We start from the raw sequence: 17,100 nt of genomic DNA, 5'->3' as shown, positions 1-17,100 counted from the left end.
TTGCCACGACGCGCCGAGGCGGACGGCAATAACTTCATGATCGACGGAAGTGGCGGCTGGGCGGGGGGCGGTCGGTAGGGTCGGGGGGTGGAAGCGTTTGGGGTTCTCGCGGAACGGGTTGTCGAGGCGTTACTGGAGAGCCGGCCGGGGGTCGCCACCGCGGCCGGGGACCATCGGTACGACGACCGTCTGCCCGACCTGTCCGCGGACGCTCTCGCCGCCGACCGGGCGATGCTCTCCGACGCGGCCAACGCTCTGTCCGAACTGGACTCCGATTCGCTCGACATCGAGGAGCAGGTCGACCACGCGTTGCTCACCTCCTTCGTGGATCGGGAGCTGTTCGAGCTGACCGAGATCCGCTCGCACGAGTGGGACCCGCTGCGCCACAACCCCGGCCCGCTGCTGCATCCGCTGCTGGCCCGCCCGTACGCCCCGGTAGAGGTGCGACTGACCCAGCTGGCGGGCCGGCTCGCCGCCGTACCGGACGCCCTGGCCACCGCGCGCGCGACGCTGCGGGACATGCCGCGGATCCACGCCGAGACGGCGGTCGGGCAGTTCACCGGCACGGCCGCACTGATCCGCGACGAGCTGCCGGCGCTGCTCGCCCAGGCACCCGGCAGCCTCGACCGGGTGGAGCCGGCGGCCACCGGGGCCATCGCCGCGCTGGAGGAGTTCGTCGCCTGGCTGCGCGTCGGCCTGGCCGCCGACGCCAGCCCGGGCCGTGATCCCCGGCTCGGTCGCCGCCGCTGGGAGGCCCGACTCTGGCACACCCTGGACACCGAGCTGGGCGCCGCCGAGATCCAGCGTCGTGCCTGGGCCAACCTGGACCGGGTCACCGCCGAGATCCGTGAGGCGTCCGTCGAGCTGGTCGGCGGCCGGGCCGACGACGCGGCGGTACGGCGGGCGCTGGACGTGCTCGCCGCCGAACGCCCGGACGACGCGACGATCGTCGAGCTGGCCGGAGTGACCCTGGACGAGGCGACCGACTTCGTCCGCGCGCACGACCTGGTCACGCTCGTCGACGACCGGTGCGTGATCCAGGAGATGCCCGAGTTCGCCCGAGGGGTCGCGGTGGCGTACTGCGACGCGCCCGGTCCGCTGGAGACCGCCACCCTGCCGACCTTCTACTGCATCGCACCCACCCCGGCGGAGTGGCCGGCGCAGCGGGTCGAGTCGTTCTACCGCGAGTACAACGACCACATGATCCGCAATCTGACCGTGCACGAGGCCATGCCCGGGCACTTTCTCCAGCTCGCCCACGCCCGCCGTTACGTCGGCGGCACCCGGGCCCGGGCGCTGGCGGAGTCGGGCCCGTTCATCGAGGGCTGGGCCGTGTACACCGAGGAACTGATGGCCGGGCTCGGCTTCGGTGGCCTGCCGGTGCGGTTGCAGCAGCTCAAGATGCAGCTACGGATGACCATCAACGCGCTGCTCGACCAGTTGGTGCACGCCGAGGAGCTGCCCGAGGCCGAGGCGATGGCGCTGATGACGGGGCGCGGCTTCCAGGAGGAGGGCGAGGCCGCCGGCAAGTGGCGCCGGTCGCTGCTGACCTCGACCCAGCTGTCCACCTACTTCGTGGGCTACAGCGAGGTTGCCGAGATCGCCGCCGCCCGTCCGGACGGGGTGTCGGTGCGCGACTGGCACGACGCGATGCTCGCCCACGACTGCCCGCCCCCGCGCCACCTGCGCACCCTGCTCGGGCTCTAGCCCGCCCCGGGCGGGCGGCGTCCGGCGGTCACCGTCTCGTCGATCAGCCAGCGTGAGATGGAGTACGCGGGCGGCAGTTCCGCCGGCAGCTCGTCCAGGCCGAACCAGCGGGCCTGAATCAACTCCCGCCCGTCGACCACCGGCTCGGCCCGGGGGTCGCCGGCACGGGCGGTGAAGCCGGCGAGCAGCACGCCGGGGCCGGAGATCGCCCACGGCTGGCTGCCGAAGTAGGCCAACCGGTCGACGGTCAGCCCGACCTCCTCGGCGACCTCCCGGTGCACGGCCGCCTCCAGGGTCTCGCCGGCCTCGACGAAGCCGGCGACCAGTGCCCACAGCCCGGTCGGCCCGGTGGCGTGCCGGACCAGCAGCAGCTCGTCGGCGCCGCCTTCCGGGCCTGGCCGGGTGATCGCCACCAGCACCGCGGCGGAGAGCTGCATCGGCACGTACAGGCCGCAGCCGGGGCAGCGCCGGGCCGTTTCGCCGGCCTGGTCGGTCAGCTCGGCCCGGCAGGCGCCGCACCACCGGTGGGTACGTCGCCAGGTGACCACGGCCAGGGCGCGGCCGGCCAGCGTGGCGAGCGGTTCGGGCACCTCGGCGGCGAGCGAGGCCCAACCGCGCGCCCGGCCGGGGAAGTCGTCGGGCGTGGCCAGCTCGGTCGCCCAGGCGGGCACTCCGTCGAGGGTGCCCAGTGGCACCCATCGGGTGTCGGCGGGCAGGTCGGCCACCCGTGGCACGGCCCCGTCGGCGGTGGTCAGCAGCTTCGCGCCGAGCACCGGCAGGGCGAGGTCGGTGGGTGCGGGCGGGCCGCCGAGGTCGGCCCCCGGCTGGAACCCGACGCGTGGTGTGGACCCGACGGTCGGGCCGGTCACGAGCCGCCCGGCCGGCGGTCCACCACGCCGGCGCCGGCGGGCGGGTCGAACGCGTCCTTCGCCACCGTCTCGGAGTAGCGGCTCAGCGCCAGCTCCATCGGCTTGCCGTCGACCGGCCCGGTGAAGCTGCCCAGCACGCCCTCGGTGGTGACGCAGGCGGTGAAGTCGCCGTCCGACCGCTCGACCTCCACGCAGGTGGCGTGGTGCCCGGCGACGGTGGTGTCGCTCTGCCGGATGACCGCCTGCGGGTCGAGCGCGGCGGCGGTCAGCAGGCCGACCACCACCGGCGGTGTGACGAGGCCCTGCCGGTTGGCCTCGTCGAAGAGCGCCACGGTGGGCTTGCTGGCCGGGGTCGGTGGCGCGACGATGGTGCACGCCGTGCGGCCGTCGGCCGCCGTGCACCGCGTGATCGCCTCCGGGGTGACGGTGAGTCGCCCACCGGGATACGTGTACGCGGAGCGGGCCGGATCCTGCGCCTGCGCGATCGCGGCGCGCTCTCCGCCCGGGAGCTGGTAGTCGGCCGAGTAGGTCGACTCCAGCGCGCGGTCCAGCCGGGCGGCGAGGTCGTTGACCAGGTCGGAACGCCCCATGGCTCGTCCGGCGTCCTCGAATGTCTGACAGCCGGTGACCGTGAGCGACGCGATGACCGACACGGCGAACATGCGGAGGGTGGTCGAGGCGGCGGGCATGGCGACCAGCCTGGTGGATCGAGTCGGCGCAGCGCAAACCCGTTGCCGGTTGACGCCCGGAAATCCGGGAATGTCCGTCAGCGCGGGGCGACCCGGGTACGCGGGCGACGCCGTGCCCGTTCCCGTGGCCCGATACGCTGCGTGCAACACCTGCCTCAGCCGCACCGTCGCGGCCCACCCACGGACCGGATAACAACAACGAGGAGCGACTCAGTGGCAACCATCGAGGGAATCGTCGCCCGGGAGATTCTCGACTCGCGGGGCAACCCGACGGTCGAGGTCGAGGTCGGCCTGGACGACGGCACGGTGGCCCGCGCCGCAGTGCCGTCCGGCGCCTCCACCGGCGCTTTCGAGGCGATCGAGCTGCGCGACGGTGACACCGACCGTTACCAGGGCAAGGGCGTGGAGAAGGCGGTCTCCAACGTCGAAGACAAGATCGTCGACCAGATCATCGGGTACGAGGCCAGCGAGCAGCGGCTGATCGACCAGAAGATGCTCGACATCGACGGCACCGACAGCAAGTCGGAGCTGGGCGCGAACGCCATCCTCGGCGTCTCCCTCGCGGTCGCGAAGGCCGCCGCCGGCAGCGCCGAGCTGAGCCTCTTCCGCTACCTGGGCGGCCCGAACGCGCACCTCCTGCCCGTGCCGATGATGAACATCCTCAACGGTGGCGCGCACGCCGACTCCAACGTCGACATCCAGGAGTTCATGGTCGCGCCGATCGGCGCACCCACCTTCCGCGAGGCGCTGCGCTCCGGCGCGGAGGTCTACCACGCGCTGAAGTCGGTGCTGAAGAAGCAGGGCCTGTCGACCGGGCTCGGCGACGAGGGCGGCTTCGCTCCGAACCTGCCGACCAACGCCGCCGCGCTGGACCTGATCGCCGAGGCGGTCGAGAAGGCGGGCTACCGGCTCGGCACCGACATCGTGTTCGCGCTCGACGTGGCGGCGACGGAGTTCTTCGACAACGGCACCTACACGTTCGAGGGTGCTGCGAAGTCCGCCGAGGAGATGAGCACCTACTACACGAAGCTGGCCGACGAGTACCCGATCGTGTCGATCGAGGACCCGCTGGCGGAGGACGACTGGAGCGGCTGGCAGACGCTGACCGCCTCGATCGGCGACCGGGTGCAGATCGTCGGCGACGACCTCTTCGTGACCAACCCGCAGCGCATCGCCCGCGGCATCGCGGAGAAGGCGGCCAACGCGGTGCTGGTGAAGGTCAACCAGATCGGTTCGCTGACCGAGACCCTGGACGCGGTGGACCTGGCCCACCGGGCCGGCTTCAAGTGCATGATGAGCCACCGCTCCGGCGAGACCGAGGACACCACCATCGCCGACCTGGCGGTGGCCACGGGCTGCGGTCAGATCAAGACCGGTGCCCCGGCCCGCTCGGACCGGGTCGCGAAGTACAACCAGCTGCTCCGGATCGAGGAGGAGCTGGCCGACGCGGCGCGCTACGCCGGCGCCGGCGCGTTCCCGCGCTACCGTTCGGCCTGAGACGCACGAAACCTCGGGGGAGGGGTGTGACGATGCAGCAGCGCCGCACACCGGGTGGTCAGCGTCCCGCCCGCCGGCCGGGTCAGTCCGGCCGGCCGGGCGGCGGCCGGGCCAACCGGGGGTCGGTCCGGGAGGCCGGCGTGCGCGCCGAGCCGCGGGGCGCCGCCGGGCGGGCGCCGGGCGCTGCCCGGGGTGCCGATGGGGTCCGCTCCGCGAACCGTCCGGCCGCGGCCCGGCGGACCGCCGCCGGTGGTTCCGTCAAACGGCTCGCCGCACCCCACCCCCGTCGTTTCACCGGCCGGGCCACCGTGCTGTTCGCGGTGCTGATCGCCCTCGCCCTCGCCTACACCTACCCGGTCCGGGTCTACCTCGATCAGCAGGCCGACATCGAACGGATGGAGGCCGCCCAGGCGGCGCAGGAGGAAGAGATCGCCAAGCTCGCCAGCGAGGCGGCGAAGTGGCAGGACGACGAGTACATCAAGACCCAGGCCCGGGAGCGGTTCTTCATGGGCCGGCAGGGCGAGAAGATGATGGTGGTGCTGCACGACCCCGAGGGCGCCGCCCGCGACGCCGGGAAGTCGGCCGCTCCGGACGCCCCGACCGGGCCGGTTACCTGGTACGACACGCTCTGGTCGAGTGTGCAGGCGGCGGACAGCCAGCAGCCGGGCAAGTGATCCACCCACCAGCGCACCAGGAGAGATGGGCACCGTGACTGTCGTACCACCGCCGGAGTCGGCGGCGGATTCCGTACCCCTGCCGCAGCGGGAGCCGGCCACGGAGGCCGACCTGGCCGCGGTGGCCGCGCAGCTGGGACGCCCACCCCGGGGCACCCAGGCGGTGGCCCACCGCTGCCCGTGCGGCCTGCCGGACGCGGTGGAGACGACACCCCGCCTCGCCGACGGCACCCCTTTCCCGACCCTGTACTACCTGACGTGCCCCCGGGCGACGGCGGCGTGCAGCCGGCTGGAGTCGGCCGGGGTGATGAAGGAGATGGCCGAACGGCTGACGACGGATCCGGAGCTGGCCGCCCGCTACCGGGCCGCGCACGAGGACTACCTCGCCCGCCGGGAGGCCATCGGCGAGGTGCCGGAGATCGCCGGCATCTCGGCGGGCGGGATGCCGGGCCGGGTGAAGTGCCTGCACGTGCACCTGGGGCACGCGTTGGGCGCCGGCCCCGGGGTGAACCCGTTCGGCGACGAGACGCTGGAGCTGGTCGAGCCCTGGTGGACGGCCGGCCCGTGCGTGGACGTACCGGCAACCGAATGAGCGCGGACGCCGTGTCGTCGGTGGCGGGTGCCGAGGGCCAGATCCTGGTGCGACGGGCTCGCACCGGGGATGTGCGGGGCATCCGGCGGCTGGTCGACACGTATACCGACGACCGGCGGCTGCTGAGCAAGGCCACCGTGACCCTGTACGAGGACGTGCAGGAGTTCCGGGTGGCGGTCCGGGCCTCGGACGACGCGGTGGTCGGCTGCGGCGCGCTGCACGTGATGTGGGAGGACCTGGCCGAGATCCGGACGGTGGCCGTGGATCCGTCCTGTCGGGGCCGGCGGATCGGCCACCGGCTGGTGGGTGAGTTGATCGACGCGGCCCGGGAGCTGGGTGTGGCGCGGATCTTCGTGCTCACCTTCGAGACCCGGTTCTTCGCCTCGTTCGGGTTCCAGGCGATCGACGGAGCGCCGGTGCCGCAGCCGGTCTACGAGCAGCTGCTGCGGTCGTACGACGAGGGTGTCGCCGAGTTCCTGGACCTGGAGCGGGTCAAGCCGAACACGCTGGGCAACACCCGGATGCTGCTACGCCTGTAGTCAGGCCCGGCGGGGGTGGGTCTTGAAGAAGTCCCACATCAGGTCGGTGGCCGACAGGCCCGCGGCGGGTGCGGCGAGCTGACCGGATGCCGCCCCCGGCCAGCTGTGGCCCATGTCGGCGATGGTGTGGACGTTGACGTCGCTGCCGTCGGCGCAGCGGGCCACGGTCAGGGTCACCCCCGGCGCCCCGGACTTCTGCGGGGCCGGCCGGCACTTGAGTCGCTGCTGCCAGGTCCGGATGCCCGTCTGGAAGATCGAGGCGTACCGGTCCTGGCCGCCGATGAAGGTGATCACGGAGACCGGTTTCTTCGGTAGGTAGTCCTCGGCCCTGGTCAGCGTTCCGCTGTAGCCGCCGCTGACCACTCCGATCGCGGCGAACCTGCCGTCGCCTTCCACCGCCGCCCGGAAGCTCATGTCGCCGCCGTTGGAGATGCCGGTGAGGAAGACCCGGTTGGGGTCCGCCCGCCAGGTCCGCACCAGGTGGTCGGTGAGGGCGTTGAGGAAGCCCACGTCGTCCAGGGTTCCGCAGCAGACCAGCGCGTTGAAGCCGCCGCTCTGCCCGTCGGGATAGGCGACCAGGACGTTGTCCTGGTCGGCCCTGGCGTCGAGGCCGCCCAGCTCCCGCATCAGGGCGCCGGCTCCGGGGTAGAAGTGCAGGGCGATGACCAGCGCGGACGGGCGGTTCGGGTCGTACCCGGGCGGGGCGTGCAGCAGGTAGGTGCGGTCCAACCCGTTGTGCCGCAGGGTGAGCCGGTGGTCGCCGGGCGCCGGGCGTTCGCTGGACGCCGAGGGTTGGGCGGACGGGGTCGACGAGGGTCGCCCCCGCTCAGCACACGCCACGGCCACCGCGATGAGGCACAGCCCCGTCAGCACTGCCACCATCCGCCGCACGTCGGCCACCCCTCGTCGACCCGAGGTCCACACTGGAGGCGCTCCGATCGTGGATCAACCCTTTCGGTCCAGGGCGAAGGCGGGCAGGCTGTTTCCATGCTTCGCCTTCAGCTCGGGCCGGCGGACCTGTGCCGGGTGCGGTTCGCGGACCGGCTGCACCCGGTCGGGACCGCGCTGCTGGCGGGTCAGTGGCTGCGTGATCCCACGGTCGCGGCGATGGCACCGGCTCTGGCCGAGCGGGCGGCGGCGGTCGAGGGAGCGGGCGACGCCCAGGCGGCCACGGCGATCCTGCGCCACCTGCTGCCCGACCGGGGTCGTCTGCCGGACTTCGTCACCCCCTTCGGCGGTCTGGAGTCCGTGGCGGCCGGTCTGGAGGCGATCCGGGCCACGCCGGCGCGGCGGGTCCGGGCCGAGGTCACCGACGCGTACGCCCACTCGGCCGCCACCCCGCTACGGCGGAGGTTCGCGGCGGCCGACCCGGAGGTGCTGGACCTGTTCGGTGGGGCGGTACGGACCTGGTTCGACGCCGTCCTCGCGCCGCACTGGAGCGATCTGGTGTCCACGCACCGCCGGCAGGTGACCTGCGCCAGCCGGCGACTGGCACTGCACGGGCTGGACGGGCTCTTCGCCGGGCTGCACCCGGCGATCCGCTGGCGGGAGCCGGTGCTGGAGATACGGACCTGGTGGGGTGGGGAGGTGAGCGGCACCGGCCACGGGCTCGTCCTGCTGCCCTCCCCGTTGGCCGGTCCGCGTCCCCGGGTCCTGGTCGAGCCGGGCCACCCGGTCCTGCTCGTCTATCCGGCGCCGATGCCGCACGGGGCCGCCACGGCGGGGGCGGATCCCGTCGGGCGGCTGCTGGGCGCGACCCGGGCGCTGGTGCTGCGGCGGCTCGCGGACGAGGGTGGGCTGAGCACGACCGTGCTGTCCCGGGCCGTCGGGATCAGTCTCTCGTCGGCCTCGGAGCACGCCAGCGCGCTGCGGGAGGCCGGCCTGATCGTCAGTGAGCGGGACGGTGGGGCCGTCCGGCACCACGTGACACCGCTCGGTGCGGGTCTGCTGGGTGGGGGCCCGGAGGCGTGATCCGCTGGTCGCCCCGACCGGACAAGCCGCCGGGGGGCCGCCAGTCCTGCCGTAAGGTTGCTGCGTGACGACGCGTGTGGCGGCCATCGACTGCGGGACGAACTCGATCCGACTGCTGGTCGCCGACCTGCCCGAGGAGTCGGCCGGGCCGCAGGCGCCGCTGGTCGACCTGACCCGGCGCATGGAGATCGTCCGGCTGGGGCAGGGCGTGGACCGGACCGGCCGGCTGGCCCCGGAGGCGATCGAGCGGACCCGGGTGGCGCTGGCGTCGTACGCCGCCGACATCGAGAAGCTGGGTGCGGAGCGGGTGCGGATGTGCGCCACCTCGGCCTCCCGAGACGCCGCCAACGCCGCCGACTTCACCGACATGGTGCAGCGCACCCTCGGGGTCGCGCCGGAGGTGGTCACCGGAGACGACGAGGCCCGGCTCTCGTTCACAGGTGCGGTGCGCGGGCTCCCCGCTGACGCGAAGGAGCCGTTCCTGGTCGTCGACATCGGTGGCGGTTCCACCGAGTTCGTGGTCGGCGACCGGGCCGGCGGGGTGCGGGCGGCGATCTCGGTGGACATCGGCTGTGTCCGGATGACCGAGCGGCACCTGCCCGGTGACCCGCCGTCGGAGGAGCAGGTCGCCGCCGCGCAGGCCGACATCGCGGCGGCGGTGGACCGGGCGCTCGCGGTGGTGCCCGGGCGGGAGGCGGCCACCCTGGTCGGTCTCGCCGGGTCGGTCACCACCGTGGTCGCCCTCGCCCAGGGCCTGCGGGAGTACGACCCGGAGCGGATCCACCACGCCCGGGTGTCGTACGAGGCGGTGGCCCAGGTGACCACGGACCTGCTGAGCTGGACCCGCGAGCAGCGGCTGGCGAACCCGGTGATGCATCCGGGCCGGGCCGACGTGATCGGCGCGGGTGCGCTGGTGCTCCGCGTGATCATGGAGCGGGCCGGGATGCCGTCGGTGGTCGCCTCGGAGCACGACATCCTCGACGGCATCGCCTGGAGTCTGCGGTAGCGCCAGGCGTGTGAAGCAGGGCTGGACGCGCTGGGCGATAGCGTTGACGCTACTTCGCAATACGCACTAGTGTGCAATGCGTGGACACCACACAGTTGCTGAAGGGCGTGCTCGACCTCGCCGTCCTGGCCGTTCTCCGGGAGGAGGACGGCTACGGCTACGACATCCTGCGCCGACTCCGGGAGGCCGGGCTGGAGGAGGTCGGCGACGCCTCGGTCTACGGCACGCTGCGCCGTCTCTTCGCCGCCGGCCTGCTCACCACCTACGTCGTGCCGAGCGAATCCGGCCCGCACCGCAAGTACTACTCACTCAACGCTGCGGGGCGGGACCAGTTGACCCGCTCCGGAAAGCTCTGGCGCTCGTTCGCCACCACCATGGACAGTCTGCTCGACGATCGGGGGATGGCGGCATGACCGTCACGGAGCAGGAGATCACCGACTACGTGGCGCGGGTCCGCGCGGCCCTGGCCGACCTGCCGCCCAACCGGCGCGACGAGCTGACCGAGGACCTGCCCGACCACCTCGCCGAGGTGGCCGCCGAGGCCGACGGCACGCTGGTCGAGCGGCTGGGTGAGCCCGAGGCGTACGCCGCCGAGCTGCGCGCCGCCGCCGGTGCCCCGGCCAGCACCCGCAACCTCGACCAGCGGGTCGCCGCCACCGTGGTCCGGTTCCGCCGCCGGCTGCGCGCCGTCGACACCCGGCTCGGCCCACCGCTGGGCTACGAGACCGCCAGCGACTTCCTCCGGCTGCTGCGTCCCGGGTGGTGGGTGCTGCGCGGTTACCTCGCGGCGATGCTGGTCACCGTGGTCAGCACCGGCGGCAGCTTCGGCCTGCTGCCCCGCTTCGGTGGCGAACTGCTCGCCGGCCTCATCATGCTGGTCGCCTTCGTGCTCGCGTCGATCTGGCTCGGTCGCCGCTCCGCCCGGCTGACCCGCTGGCCGCGTGCGGCGCTGCAGATCGGCAGTGCGGTGCTGGTGGTCTTCGCGTTCGCCGCCCTGATGCAGGCGGAGGACCGAATGCGCTACGACGAGTACGGCTACGACCCGACGGCGGTCAACAACCCGTACGACCGGATCCGGGACGTCTTCGTCTACGACAGCGAGGGCCGGCTCGTGGAGAACGCCCGGCTCTTCGACCAGAACGGCGACCCGATCCGGCTCGGCTACCCGGACTGTGCGGACCCCGCCGAGGTCTACGGCAAGCCACTGCTGCGGGCGTACCCGTACTGCCCGGACCAGGCGCCTTTCGGGCCTCGCGCTCCGGGCGCGCCCGGAGCGACCACGACGCCGTCGACGACGCCGACCCCGGAACCGACCGCGACGCCGAGCCCGGCACCGACGGCGACTCCGACGACGCCACCGACCGTGACGCCCACCAGCACGCCGAGCGGCGAACCGACTCCCACCGTGACCGGCTGAAGGACGGTGTGAACCAGATCATGCACACGAGTCTGGGAATTGGCTGAACGGACGAGGCGAGCGGGACGACGCCGGAAATCAATGATCGTTACGGTGTCGTCTGCTCATCAACCCCTCGGAAGGAACCCCCGTGTCAGAGCAGGTCGCACCGCCCCCCGCGTCCGACGCCGCGCCGCCCCAGCCGGCCGTCGCGACGCCGCCGCCGAGCGAGCCGGAGGCGAAGAAGTCCGGTGGAAAGAAGGCGCTCGGCATCATCGGCGCGATCGTCGTGTTCCTCGTGATCGCGGGTCTGAAGTTCGGCATCGGCTCGGCGATCGGCAACTACCTGAACAAGGACGAGACCGCCGACGCCAAGGCCGGCGACTGCATCGCGGAGCTGCCCGAGATCACCGGTACCGAGGAGGAGGAGGTCAACGGCGCCAAGGTCGTCGAGTGCACCTCCACCGACGCGGCGTACAACGTGGTCGGTCGGGTGGACGGGCAGACCGAGACCCAGGCCAAGGCCGGCACCGCGTGTGACCAGTACCTCAAGGAAGGCCAAGAGGGGTACCTCTTCTACAGCATCAAGCCGGGCAAGACGGGCTACCTGCTGTGCCTGACCAAGAAGGCCTGACCGGAGCACCGGCAGACGCACCAGCACCGACGACGGCGGCGGGGGATGGTTCCCCGCCGCCGTCGGCGTACCCGGAGTCACCGCCGGGCGAACGGGAGGTGAATGCCACTGTTCCCGCGTCTTCCCGGCGGCGGCGCGGCGTGGCAGGCTACCGGCACGTAGGACCACTGGGCGACCAGCCAACGATGACTGACCGCTAGGAGGACGGCCGATGGGCGAGATGGTGAGCTACCGCAGCAACGGGGGCAGCAGCGAGGGGTATCTCGCGATACCCGCCAGCGGTCTGGCCAGCCCCGCCGTCATCGTCATCCAGGAGTGGTGGGGCCTGGTCCCGCACATCCGATCGGTGGCGGACCGGTTCGCCGAGGCCGGCTTCGTCGCCCTGGCACCGGATTTCTACCACGGCGAGACCACGAGCGAGCCGGACGAGGCGCAGCGGCTGCTGCTGGCCATGCGGATGGACGAGGCGGCCAAGGACATCGCCGGGGCGGCCGACTATCTCGCCGGGCGACCGGAGGTCACCGGCAAGGTCGGTGCGGTGGGCTTCTGCGCGGGCGGCAGCCTGGCCCTCTGGTCGGCGACCCTCTCCGAGCGGATCGTCGCCACCGCGGGCTTCTACCCCGTGCTGCCGTGGGAGTCGATGCGCCCCGAGTGGGTCGACTACGCCGGCAAGGCCGCCGTCATCCACTGCTCCGAAGAGGACGGCACCTCGACCGCCGAGGGCGTGCAGACCGCCCGCCGGGCCATCGAGGAGGCCGGTGGCACCTGCCACCTCTACGACTACCCGGGCACCTCGCACGCGTTCTTCAACGACGACCGGCCCGAGGCGTTCGACCAGCGCGCCGCCGCCAGCGCCTGGGCACGCACCCTGGAACTCTTCCGGGCCAAGCTTGGCTGAGCCCCGTACCCCGCGGCAGGTGGTCGCCCGCGCCGCGCGGGCGACCGACCTGCCGGACCTCGACGCCGCGGTGAGCGACTGTTTCGCCTGCCCCCGGCTGGTCCGGTGGCGGGAGGAGGTGGCCCGCACCCGCCGGGCCGCCTTCCGCGACCAGGAGTACTGGGGTCGCCCGGTCCCGGGCCTCGGCACCGCCGACGCGCGGATCGCCATCCTGGGGTTGGCGCCCGCCGCGCACGGCGGCAACCGCACCGGCCGGATCTTCACCGGTGACCGTTCCGGTGACGTGCTCTTCGCCGCCCTGCACCGGGCCGGCCTCGCCAACCAGCCGACCAGCGTCGCCGCCGACGACGGGCTGGCCCTGCGCGACACCCGGATCTTCGCGGCCGTCCGGTGCGCCCCGCCGGACAACAAGCCCACACCCGAGGAACGGGACACCTGCGCGCCCTGGCTGCACCGGGAGGTCACGCTGATCCGGCCCACCCTGCGCGTCGTGGTCGCGCTGGGTGCGTTCGCGTGGGCAGCGTGGTGGCCGGTGCTACACCAGGTGTACGGGCAGCGCCCGCCCAGCCCGCGACCGGCGTTCGGCCATGGGGCACACTGGTCCGGCACGGCCGCACCGGAACTGCTCGGCTGCTACCACGTCAGCCAGCAGAACACCTTCACCGGGCGGCTGACACCAGCGATGCTGGACGACGTCTTCGGTCGGGCCAAGCAGCTGGCCGGAGTGGACTGAGACCGCGTGGGGTGGTGGCGATGACGGACGGAACGCGCCCGCCCACGCCGTCCCCCGTCGCCGAGGCGGGTGTGTTGCGCCCGGCGCTCGGCCTGCTCCGCCGCTGGTGGCCGGTGGGCGCGGTCGCCGCTCTGCTCGTCGGGGCCACGCTCGCCGCCGCGCACTCGTCGATCGGGGCCAGCCGGATCCCGCCGGTGGAGCAGGTCCCCTGGGTTCCCGAGTACCCGACCGCCGAGCCGCCGCCGTCGATCCCGGTCGAACCGCGCGACGCCGGCGAGGCCACCCAGGCGCACATCCCGCAGTGGATCGCGACGGTGGCGATGGTGCTGCTCGGGCTGGCCATCCTCGCGGCGCTCGGCTACCTCGGCTGGATTCTGCTGCGGGGTCTCCGCCGCCGCCGGGCCACCCGTTCGCTGCCCGCACAGTGGTCCCGGCGTACGGCCGAGGGCACCGCCCGGGAGGTCGTCGCCGCCCTCGACGCCGGGCTGGTGGAACTCGACGACCAGGCCACCGATCCCCGGGTGGCGGTGATCGCCTGCTGGGTGCGCCTGGAGGAGGCCGCCGGCGCCGCCGGTGTGCCCCGGCGGGCCGGAGACACCCCCACCGACCTGGTCAGCCGGCTGCTGCGCGGCGACCCGTCGGCCGGGGTGCCGGCGATCGTCAGCACCGAGGTGCTGGCGGAGTTCGCGCACGTCTACCGCGAGGCCCGGTACGCCACCCGCCCGGTCGACGAGCGCACCCGCGACCAGGCCCGTGCCGCGCTGCGCCGGTTGCGCCACGAACTGGCCGCGGTGGCTCCCGACCCGCAGGTGCTCTCGTGAGCAGCACCAGCATCGACGACCTGCTCGCCTTCGAGGAGGAGCCGGCGCCGGAAGGTCCGCGGGCGCGCGGCTCCCGAGTGGGCCCCGCGCTGCGCTCGCTCGCGATCGCCGCCGCCGTCGTCGTGGTGCTGCTCGTCGGCCTCCGCGCGATCGGCCTGAAGGTCTCGTTGCCCGTGCTGGTCGCCGGGGTGCTCGCCGTGCTGGCTGTGCGCCGGGTGACCGCCCTGCTCGCGCCGCCACCTCCACCGCCGCCCGCCGCCCGGATCCCCACGGGTGAGGAGGACGGCAGCTACAACTGGGGCAGCCGGGACGCGCTCCGCGCGGCGATCAACGGCTGGGAGCGGCCACTGGACTGGTCGTCGGGCAACCGCGAGCGGTTCACCGAGCGGATCCTGCCGCGCCTCGGCGAGTTGGCCGACGAGCGGTTGCGCCAGCGGCACGGCCTCACCCGCGACTCCGACCCGATCCGAGCCCGGGCACTGCTCGGTGACCAGCTCTGGCGCTTCCTCGCCACCCCCTCCCGCCGCCCCCCGTCGCCGCGCGACGTCGCGGCGATCGTCGCCGAACTGGAGAAGATCTGATGAACGACGTGGACCGGAGCATGCCCGCCGCCGAGGTCGGCCACCTGGCGCGGGCGGTCCTGGACGCGGTCGGAACCGTCGTGGTCGGCAAGCGGGACGCGTTGGAGCTGGTCCTCGCCGGCATCCTGGCCGGTGGGCACGTGCTGCTGGAGGACCTGCCCGGGCTGGGCAAGACGCTCACCGCGCGCTCCTTCGCCCAGGCGCTCGGTCTGGACTTCCGCCGCCTGCAGTTCACTCCCGACCTGCTCCCCGCCGACGTCACCGGCTCGTTCCTCTACGACCAGCGCAACGGCGACTTCACCTTCCGGGCCGGCCCGGTGTTCACCAACCTGCTCCTCGCCGACGAGATCAACCGGACGCCGCCGAAGACCCAGTCCGCCCTGCTGGAGGCGATGCAGGAGAAGCAGGTCTCGGTGGAGGGGGTGACGTACAAGCTGGACGAGCCGTTCCACGTGCTGGCCACCGCCAACCCCATCGAGTACGAGGGCACCTACCCGCTGCCCGAGGCGCAGCTGGACCGGTTCCTGCTCCGGGTCTCGTTCGGCTACCCGCAGCACGACGAGGAGTGGGAGGTGCTGCGCCGCCGGATGAGCCGCCGCCGCGAGGAGGCGGACATCAAGCCGGTGGTCGACGCGTCCACCCTGCGGGCGATGCAGGCCGCCCTGGAGGACGTGGTGGTGGAGGACTCGATCGGTCGCTACATCGTGTCCCTCACCGCGGCCACCAGGGAGCACCCGTCGGTGCTGGTCGGCGCCTCGCCGCGTGGCTCGTTGGCGCTGCTGCTGCTGGCCCGCGTACGCGCGGTGTTCGGCGGTCGGGACTACGTGGTGCCGGAGGACGTCAAGGAGGTGGCGGCGCCCGCGCTGGCCCACCGGATCACCCTGCGCCCCGAGATGTGGCTGCGCCGGGTCGACCCGGCGTTCGTGGTCGGCGAGGTACTGGAGGCGACTCCCGCGCCGGCCAGCGGCGCGCTGCCCAGCTACGCCGCCGGCGGGCCCCGGCACTGATGACCGGACCGACCGTGCCGCGACCCGTCGAGCCGGAGCCCGAGCCGGCCGCCGGCTGGGCGCCCACCTGGGCGCTCGGCCGGGCGGTGCTGCTCGCGGGCCTGCTGCTGGTGGCGGGGGTGCTGCTGGGCCGGGTCGACCTGATCGTGCTGGCGGCCCCGTTCGCGCTGGGCACCGCGTACGCGCTGCGTCGTCGGCCCACCGCGTTGCCGCAGGTCTGGATCACGCCCGGTGACGACGGGCCGCTGGTCGAGGGCGGCGAGGTGACGGCGGCGGTGAGCGTCGGCAACCCGGACACGGTCGACTACGACCTGGTGGTGCTGCGGTCCCGGGTCTCGCCGTGGCTGCGGATCGAACGGGCTGGCTTCGCACGCGACGGCGACACTCCGGCAACCGGTGCGACGCCGGCAACCGGTGCGGCACCGGCCGACCGTGTGACACCGGCAGTCGGTGGCGGCGGCCGACCCGTGGCCGACCGGCCGTTCGTGACCTCGGTGCCGACCGCCGCGGCGGTCGACCTGGAACTGGCCGGCCGTGCACTGCGCTGGGGCCGGCATCCCGTGGGTCCGGCCGGTGCCCGGGTCGCCACGGCGGGTGGCCTGCTCGTCTCCCGGGCGGTGATCACGGAGCCGGTCGGGGTGCGGGTCTATCCGCGTACCGAGCCGTTCGAGGCGGTGGAGGCGATGCCCCGGGCCGCAGGCCTGGTCGGGGCGCACCACTCGCGCCGGCCGGGCGAGGGCGGCGAGTTGGCCGGTGTCCGGATCTTCGCCCCCGGCGACCGACTGCGTCGCATCGACTGGCGGGTCTCGCTGCGCGCCCGGCAGTTGCATGTGGCGGCGACCCTCTCCGACCGGGACGCGGAGGTGGTGGTGCTGCTCGACGTGCTCGCCGAGGCCGGCCGGTCCGGCGGGGTGGGTGGCGCCGCCTCGGTGCTGGACACCACCGTGCGGGCCACCGCCGCGATCGCCGAGCACTACCTGCACCGCGGCGACCGGGTCTCGCTGCTGGAGTACGGCCCGGGAGCCCGCCGGCTGCGCCCGGCCGCCGGCCGCCGGCAGTACCTGACGGTGCTGGAGTGGCTGCTCGACGTGCGCGCCGACTCCTCCCCCCACGAGCCGTACGACCAGGTGTTCGGCCCGCAGCAGCTCTCCTCGGACGCGCTGGTGGTGGTGCTCACCCCGCTGCTGGACGAGCGGTCGGCGCAGATGCTGGCCCGGTTGGCCCGCGCCGGGCGTTTCGTGGTGGCGGTCGACACGCTGCCGACCGACCTGACGCCGCCGAAGGACCGGGGGTGGGCCGAGGTGGCGTACCGGCTGTGGCGGCTGGACCGGGAGACCATGATCGGGCAGCTCCGTGAGCACGGCGTGCCGGTGGTGCGGTGGGCCGGCGCCGGCAGCCTCGACCAGGTGCTGCGCGATGTTGCCCGGTTGGCCACGGCCCCGAGGGTCGGTGGCCGGTGAAAGACGCGAACGACGAGGGCGGGCAG

At 73.5% G+C, this 17,100-nt stretch carries 19 protein-coding genes; 16 read left to right on the top strand and 3 right to left on the bottom strand.

What is annotated here, in order from left to right:
* Positions 1–87: 87 nt before the first annotated feature.
* Positions 88–1,707 (top strand): DUF885 domain-containing protein, encoded by a 1,620-nt coding sequence (locus M8C17_RS26845; RefSeq protein ID WP_252419336.1) that lies wholly within the window; start codon positions 88–90, stop codon positions 1,705–1,707.
* On the opposite strand, the gene nudC is transcribed toward M8C17_RS26845, so the two are convergent.
* Together nudC and M8C17_RS26835 are read right to left on the bottom strand one after the other, a co-directional pair.
* Positions 1,704–2,576, bottom strand: coding sequence for an NAD(+) diphosphatase (nudC, locus tag M8C17_RS26840; RefSeq protein WP_252419335.1), 873 nt, complete (start codon positions 2,574–2,576; stop codon positions 1,704–1,706). The two genes, M8C17_RS26845 and nudC, sit on opposite strands and share 4 nt — an antisense overlap.
* Positions 2,573–3,265 (bottom strand): hypothetical protein, encoded by a 693-nt coding sequence (locus M8C17_RS26835; RefSeq protein WP_252419334.1) that lies wholly within the window; start codon positions 3,263–3,265, stop codon positions 2,573–2,575. The genes nudC and M8C17_RS26835 overlap by 4 nt, the downstream gene beginning before the upstream one ends.
* Before the next feature lie 213 nt (positions 3,266–3,478).
* Between M8C17_RS26835 and eno the strand changes: the two genes are divergently transcribed.
* From eno to M8C17_RS26815, 4 genes are read left to right on the top strand one after another with little or no spacing between them, the layout of a single operon-like run.
* Complete coding sequence (gene eno, locus M8C17_RS26830; RefSeq protein WP_252419333.1) at positions 3,479–4,762, top strand: phosphopyruvate hydratase; 1,284 nt, start codon at positions 3,479–3,481, stop codon at positions 4,760–4,762.
* A gap of 32 nt (positions 4,763–4,794) precedes the next feature.
* Positions 4,795–5,436, top strand: a complete 642-nt coding sequence (locus tag M8C17_RS26825; protein WP_252419332.1) for a septum formation initiator family protein — start codon at positions 4,795–4,797, stop codon at positions 5,434–5,436.
* Between the two features lie 34 nt (positions 5,437–5,470).
* Positions 5,471–6,028, top strand: a complete 558-nt coding sequence (locus tag M8C17_RS26820; RefSeq protein WP_252419331.1) for a DUF501 domain-containing protein — start codon at positions 5,471–5,473, stop codon at positions 6,026–6,028.
* Positions 6,025–6,567, top strand: coding sequence for an amino-acid N-acetyltransferase (locus tag M8C17_RS26815; RefSeq protein WP_252419330.1), 543 nt, complete (start codon positions 6,025–6,027; stop codon positions 6,565–6,567). The genes M8C17_RS26820 and M8C17_RS26815 overlap by 4 nt, the downstream gene beginning before the upstream one ends.
* Here M8C17_RS26815 and M8C17_RS26810 read toward each other — a convergent pair whose 3' ends face one another.
* The gene (locus tag M8C17_RS26810) at positions 6,568–7,449 is read right to left on the bottom strand and encodes a PHB depolymerase family esterase (RefSeq protein WP_252419329.1); all 882 of its coding nucleotides are present in this window, start codon (positions 7,447–7,449) and stop codon (positions 6,568–6,570) included. It lies immediately after the preceding gene.
* Between the two features lie 105 nt (positions 7,450–7,554).
* Here M8C17_RS26810 and M8C17_RS26805 point away from each other — a divergent pair, with 105 nt between their 5' ends.
* From M8C17_RS26805 to M8C17_RS26755, 11 genes are all read left to right on the top strand, one after another.
* Positions 7,555–8,538, top strand: a complete 984-nt coding sequence (locus M8C17_RS26805; protein WP_252419328.1) for a helix-turn-helix transcriptional regulator — start codon at positions 7,555–7,557, stop codon at positions 8,536–8,538.
* 76 nt (positions 8,539–8,614) lie between these two features.
* Positions 8,615–9,544, top strand: coding sequence for a Ppx/GppA phosphatase family protein (locus tag M8C17_RS26800; RefSeq protein ID WP_252419345.1), 930 nt, complete (start codon positions 8,615–8,617; stop codon positions 9,542–9,544).
* Positions 9,545–9,624: 80 nt separating this feature from the next.
* Entirely contained in the window at positions 9,625–9,957 is a 333-nt protein-coding gene (locus tag M8C17_RS26795) for a PadR family transcriptional regulator (protein ID WP_074316865.1), read from the top strand.
* A complete protein-coding gene (locus M8C17_RS26790) occupies positions 9,954–10,961 on the top strand; it encodes an ABC transporter permease (protein ID WP_252419327.1) in 1,008 nt (335 codons plus the stop codon). The genes M8C17_RS26795 and M8C17_RS26790 overlap by 4 nt, the downstream gene beginning before the upstream one ends.
* A gap of 130 nt (positions 10,962–11,091) precedes the next feature.
* A complete protein-coding gene (locus M8C17_RS26785; protein WP_252419326.1) occupies positions 11,092–11,574 on the top strand; it encodes a hypothetical protein in 483 nt (160 codons plus the stop codon).
* A gap of 211 nt (positions 11,575–11,785) precedes the next feature.
* Positions 11,786–12,472 (top strand): dienelactone hydrolase family protein, encoded by a 687-nt coding sequence (locus M8C17_RS26780; protein ID WP_252419325.1) that lies wholly within the window; start codon positions 11,786–11,788, stop codon positions 12,470–12,472.
* Positions 12,465–13,205: a uracil-DNA glycosylase gene (locus M8C17_RS26775; RefSeq protein WP_305884725.1), complete on the top strand. Its 741-nt coding sequence runs from the start codon at positions 12,465–12,467 to the stop codon at positions 13,203–13,205. Before M8C17_RS26780 ends, M8C17_RS26775 begins: the two co-directional genes overlap by 8 nt.
* A 20-nt stretch (positions 13,206–13,225) precedes the next feature.
* Positions 13,226–14,026: a DUF4129 domain-containing protein gene (locus M8C17_RS26770; protein ID WP_252419324.1), complete on the top strand. Its 801-nt coding sequence runs from the start codon at positions 13,226–13,228 to the stop codon at positions 14,024–14,026.
* The gene (locus M8C17_RS26765) at positions 14,023–14,607 is read left to right on the top strand and encodes a hypothetical protein (protein WP_252419323.1); all 585 of its coding nucleotides are present in this window, start codon (positions 14,023–14,025) and stop codon (positions 14,605–14,607) included. Before M8C17_RS26770 ends, M8C17_RS26765 begins: the two co-directional genes overlap by 4 nt.
* Positions 14,607–15,614 (top strand): MoxR family ATPase, encoded by a 1,008-nt coding sequence (locus tag M8C17_RS26760; RefSeq protein ID WP_252419322.1) that lies wholly within the window; start codon positions 14,607–14,609, stop codon positions 15,612–15,614. The genes M8C17_RS26765 and M8C17_RS26760 overlap by 1 nt, the downstream gene beginning before the upstream one ends.
* Positions 15,614–17,074, top strand: a complete 1,461-nt coding sequence (locus M8C17_RS26755; RefSeq protein WP_252419321.1) for a DUF58 domain-containing protein — start codon at positions 15,614–15,616, stop codon at positions 17,072–17,074. The genes M8C17_RS26760 and M8C17_RS26755 overlap by 1 nt, the downstream gene beginning before the upstream one ends.
* Positions 17,075–17,100: the final 26 nt, after the last annotated feature.

This window comes from Micromonospora sp. RHAY321 (genome assembly GCF_023896955.1).
Taxonomy (GTDB): domain Bacteria; phylum Actinomycetota; class Actinomycetes; order Mycobacteriales; family Micromonosporaceae; genus Micromonospora.
This window is presented reverse-complemented; position numbering and strand designations above follow the sequence as displayed.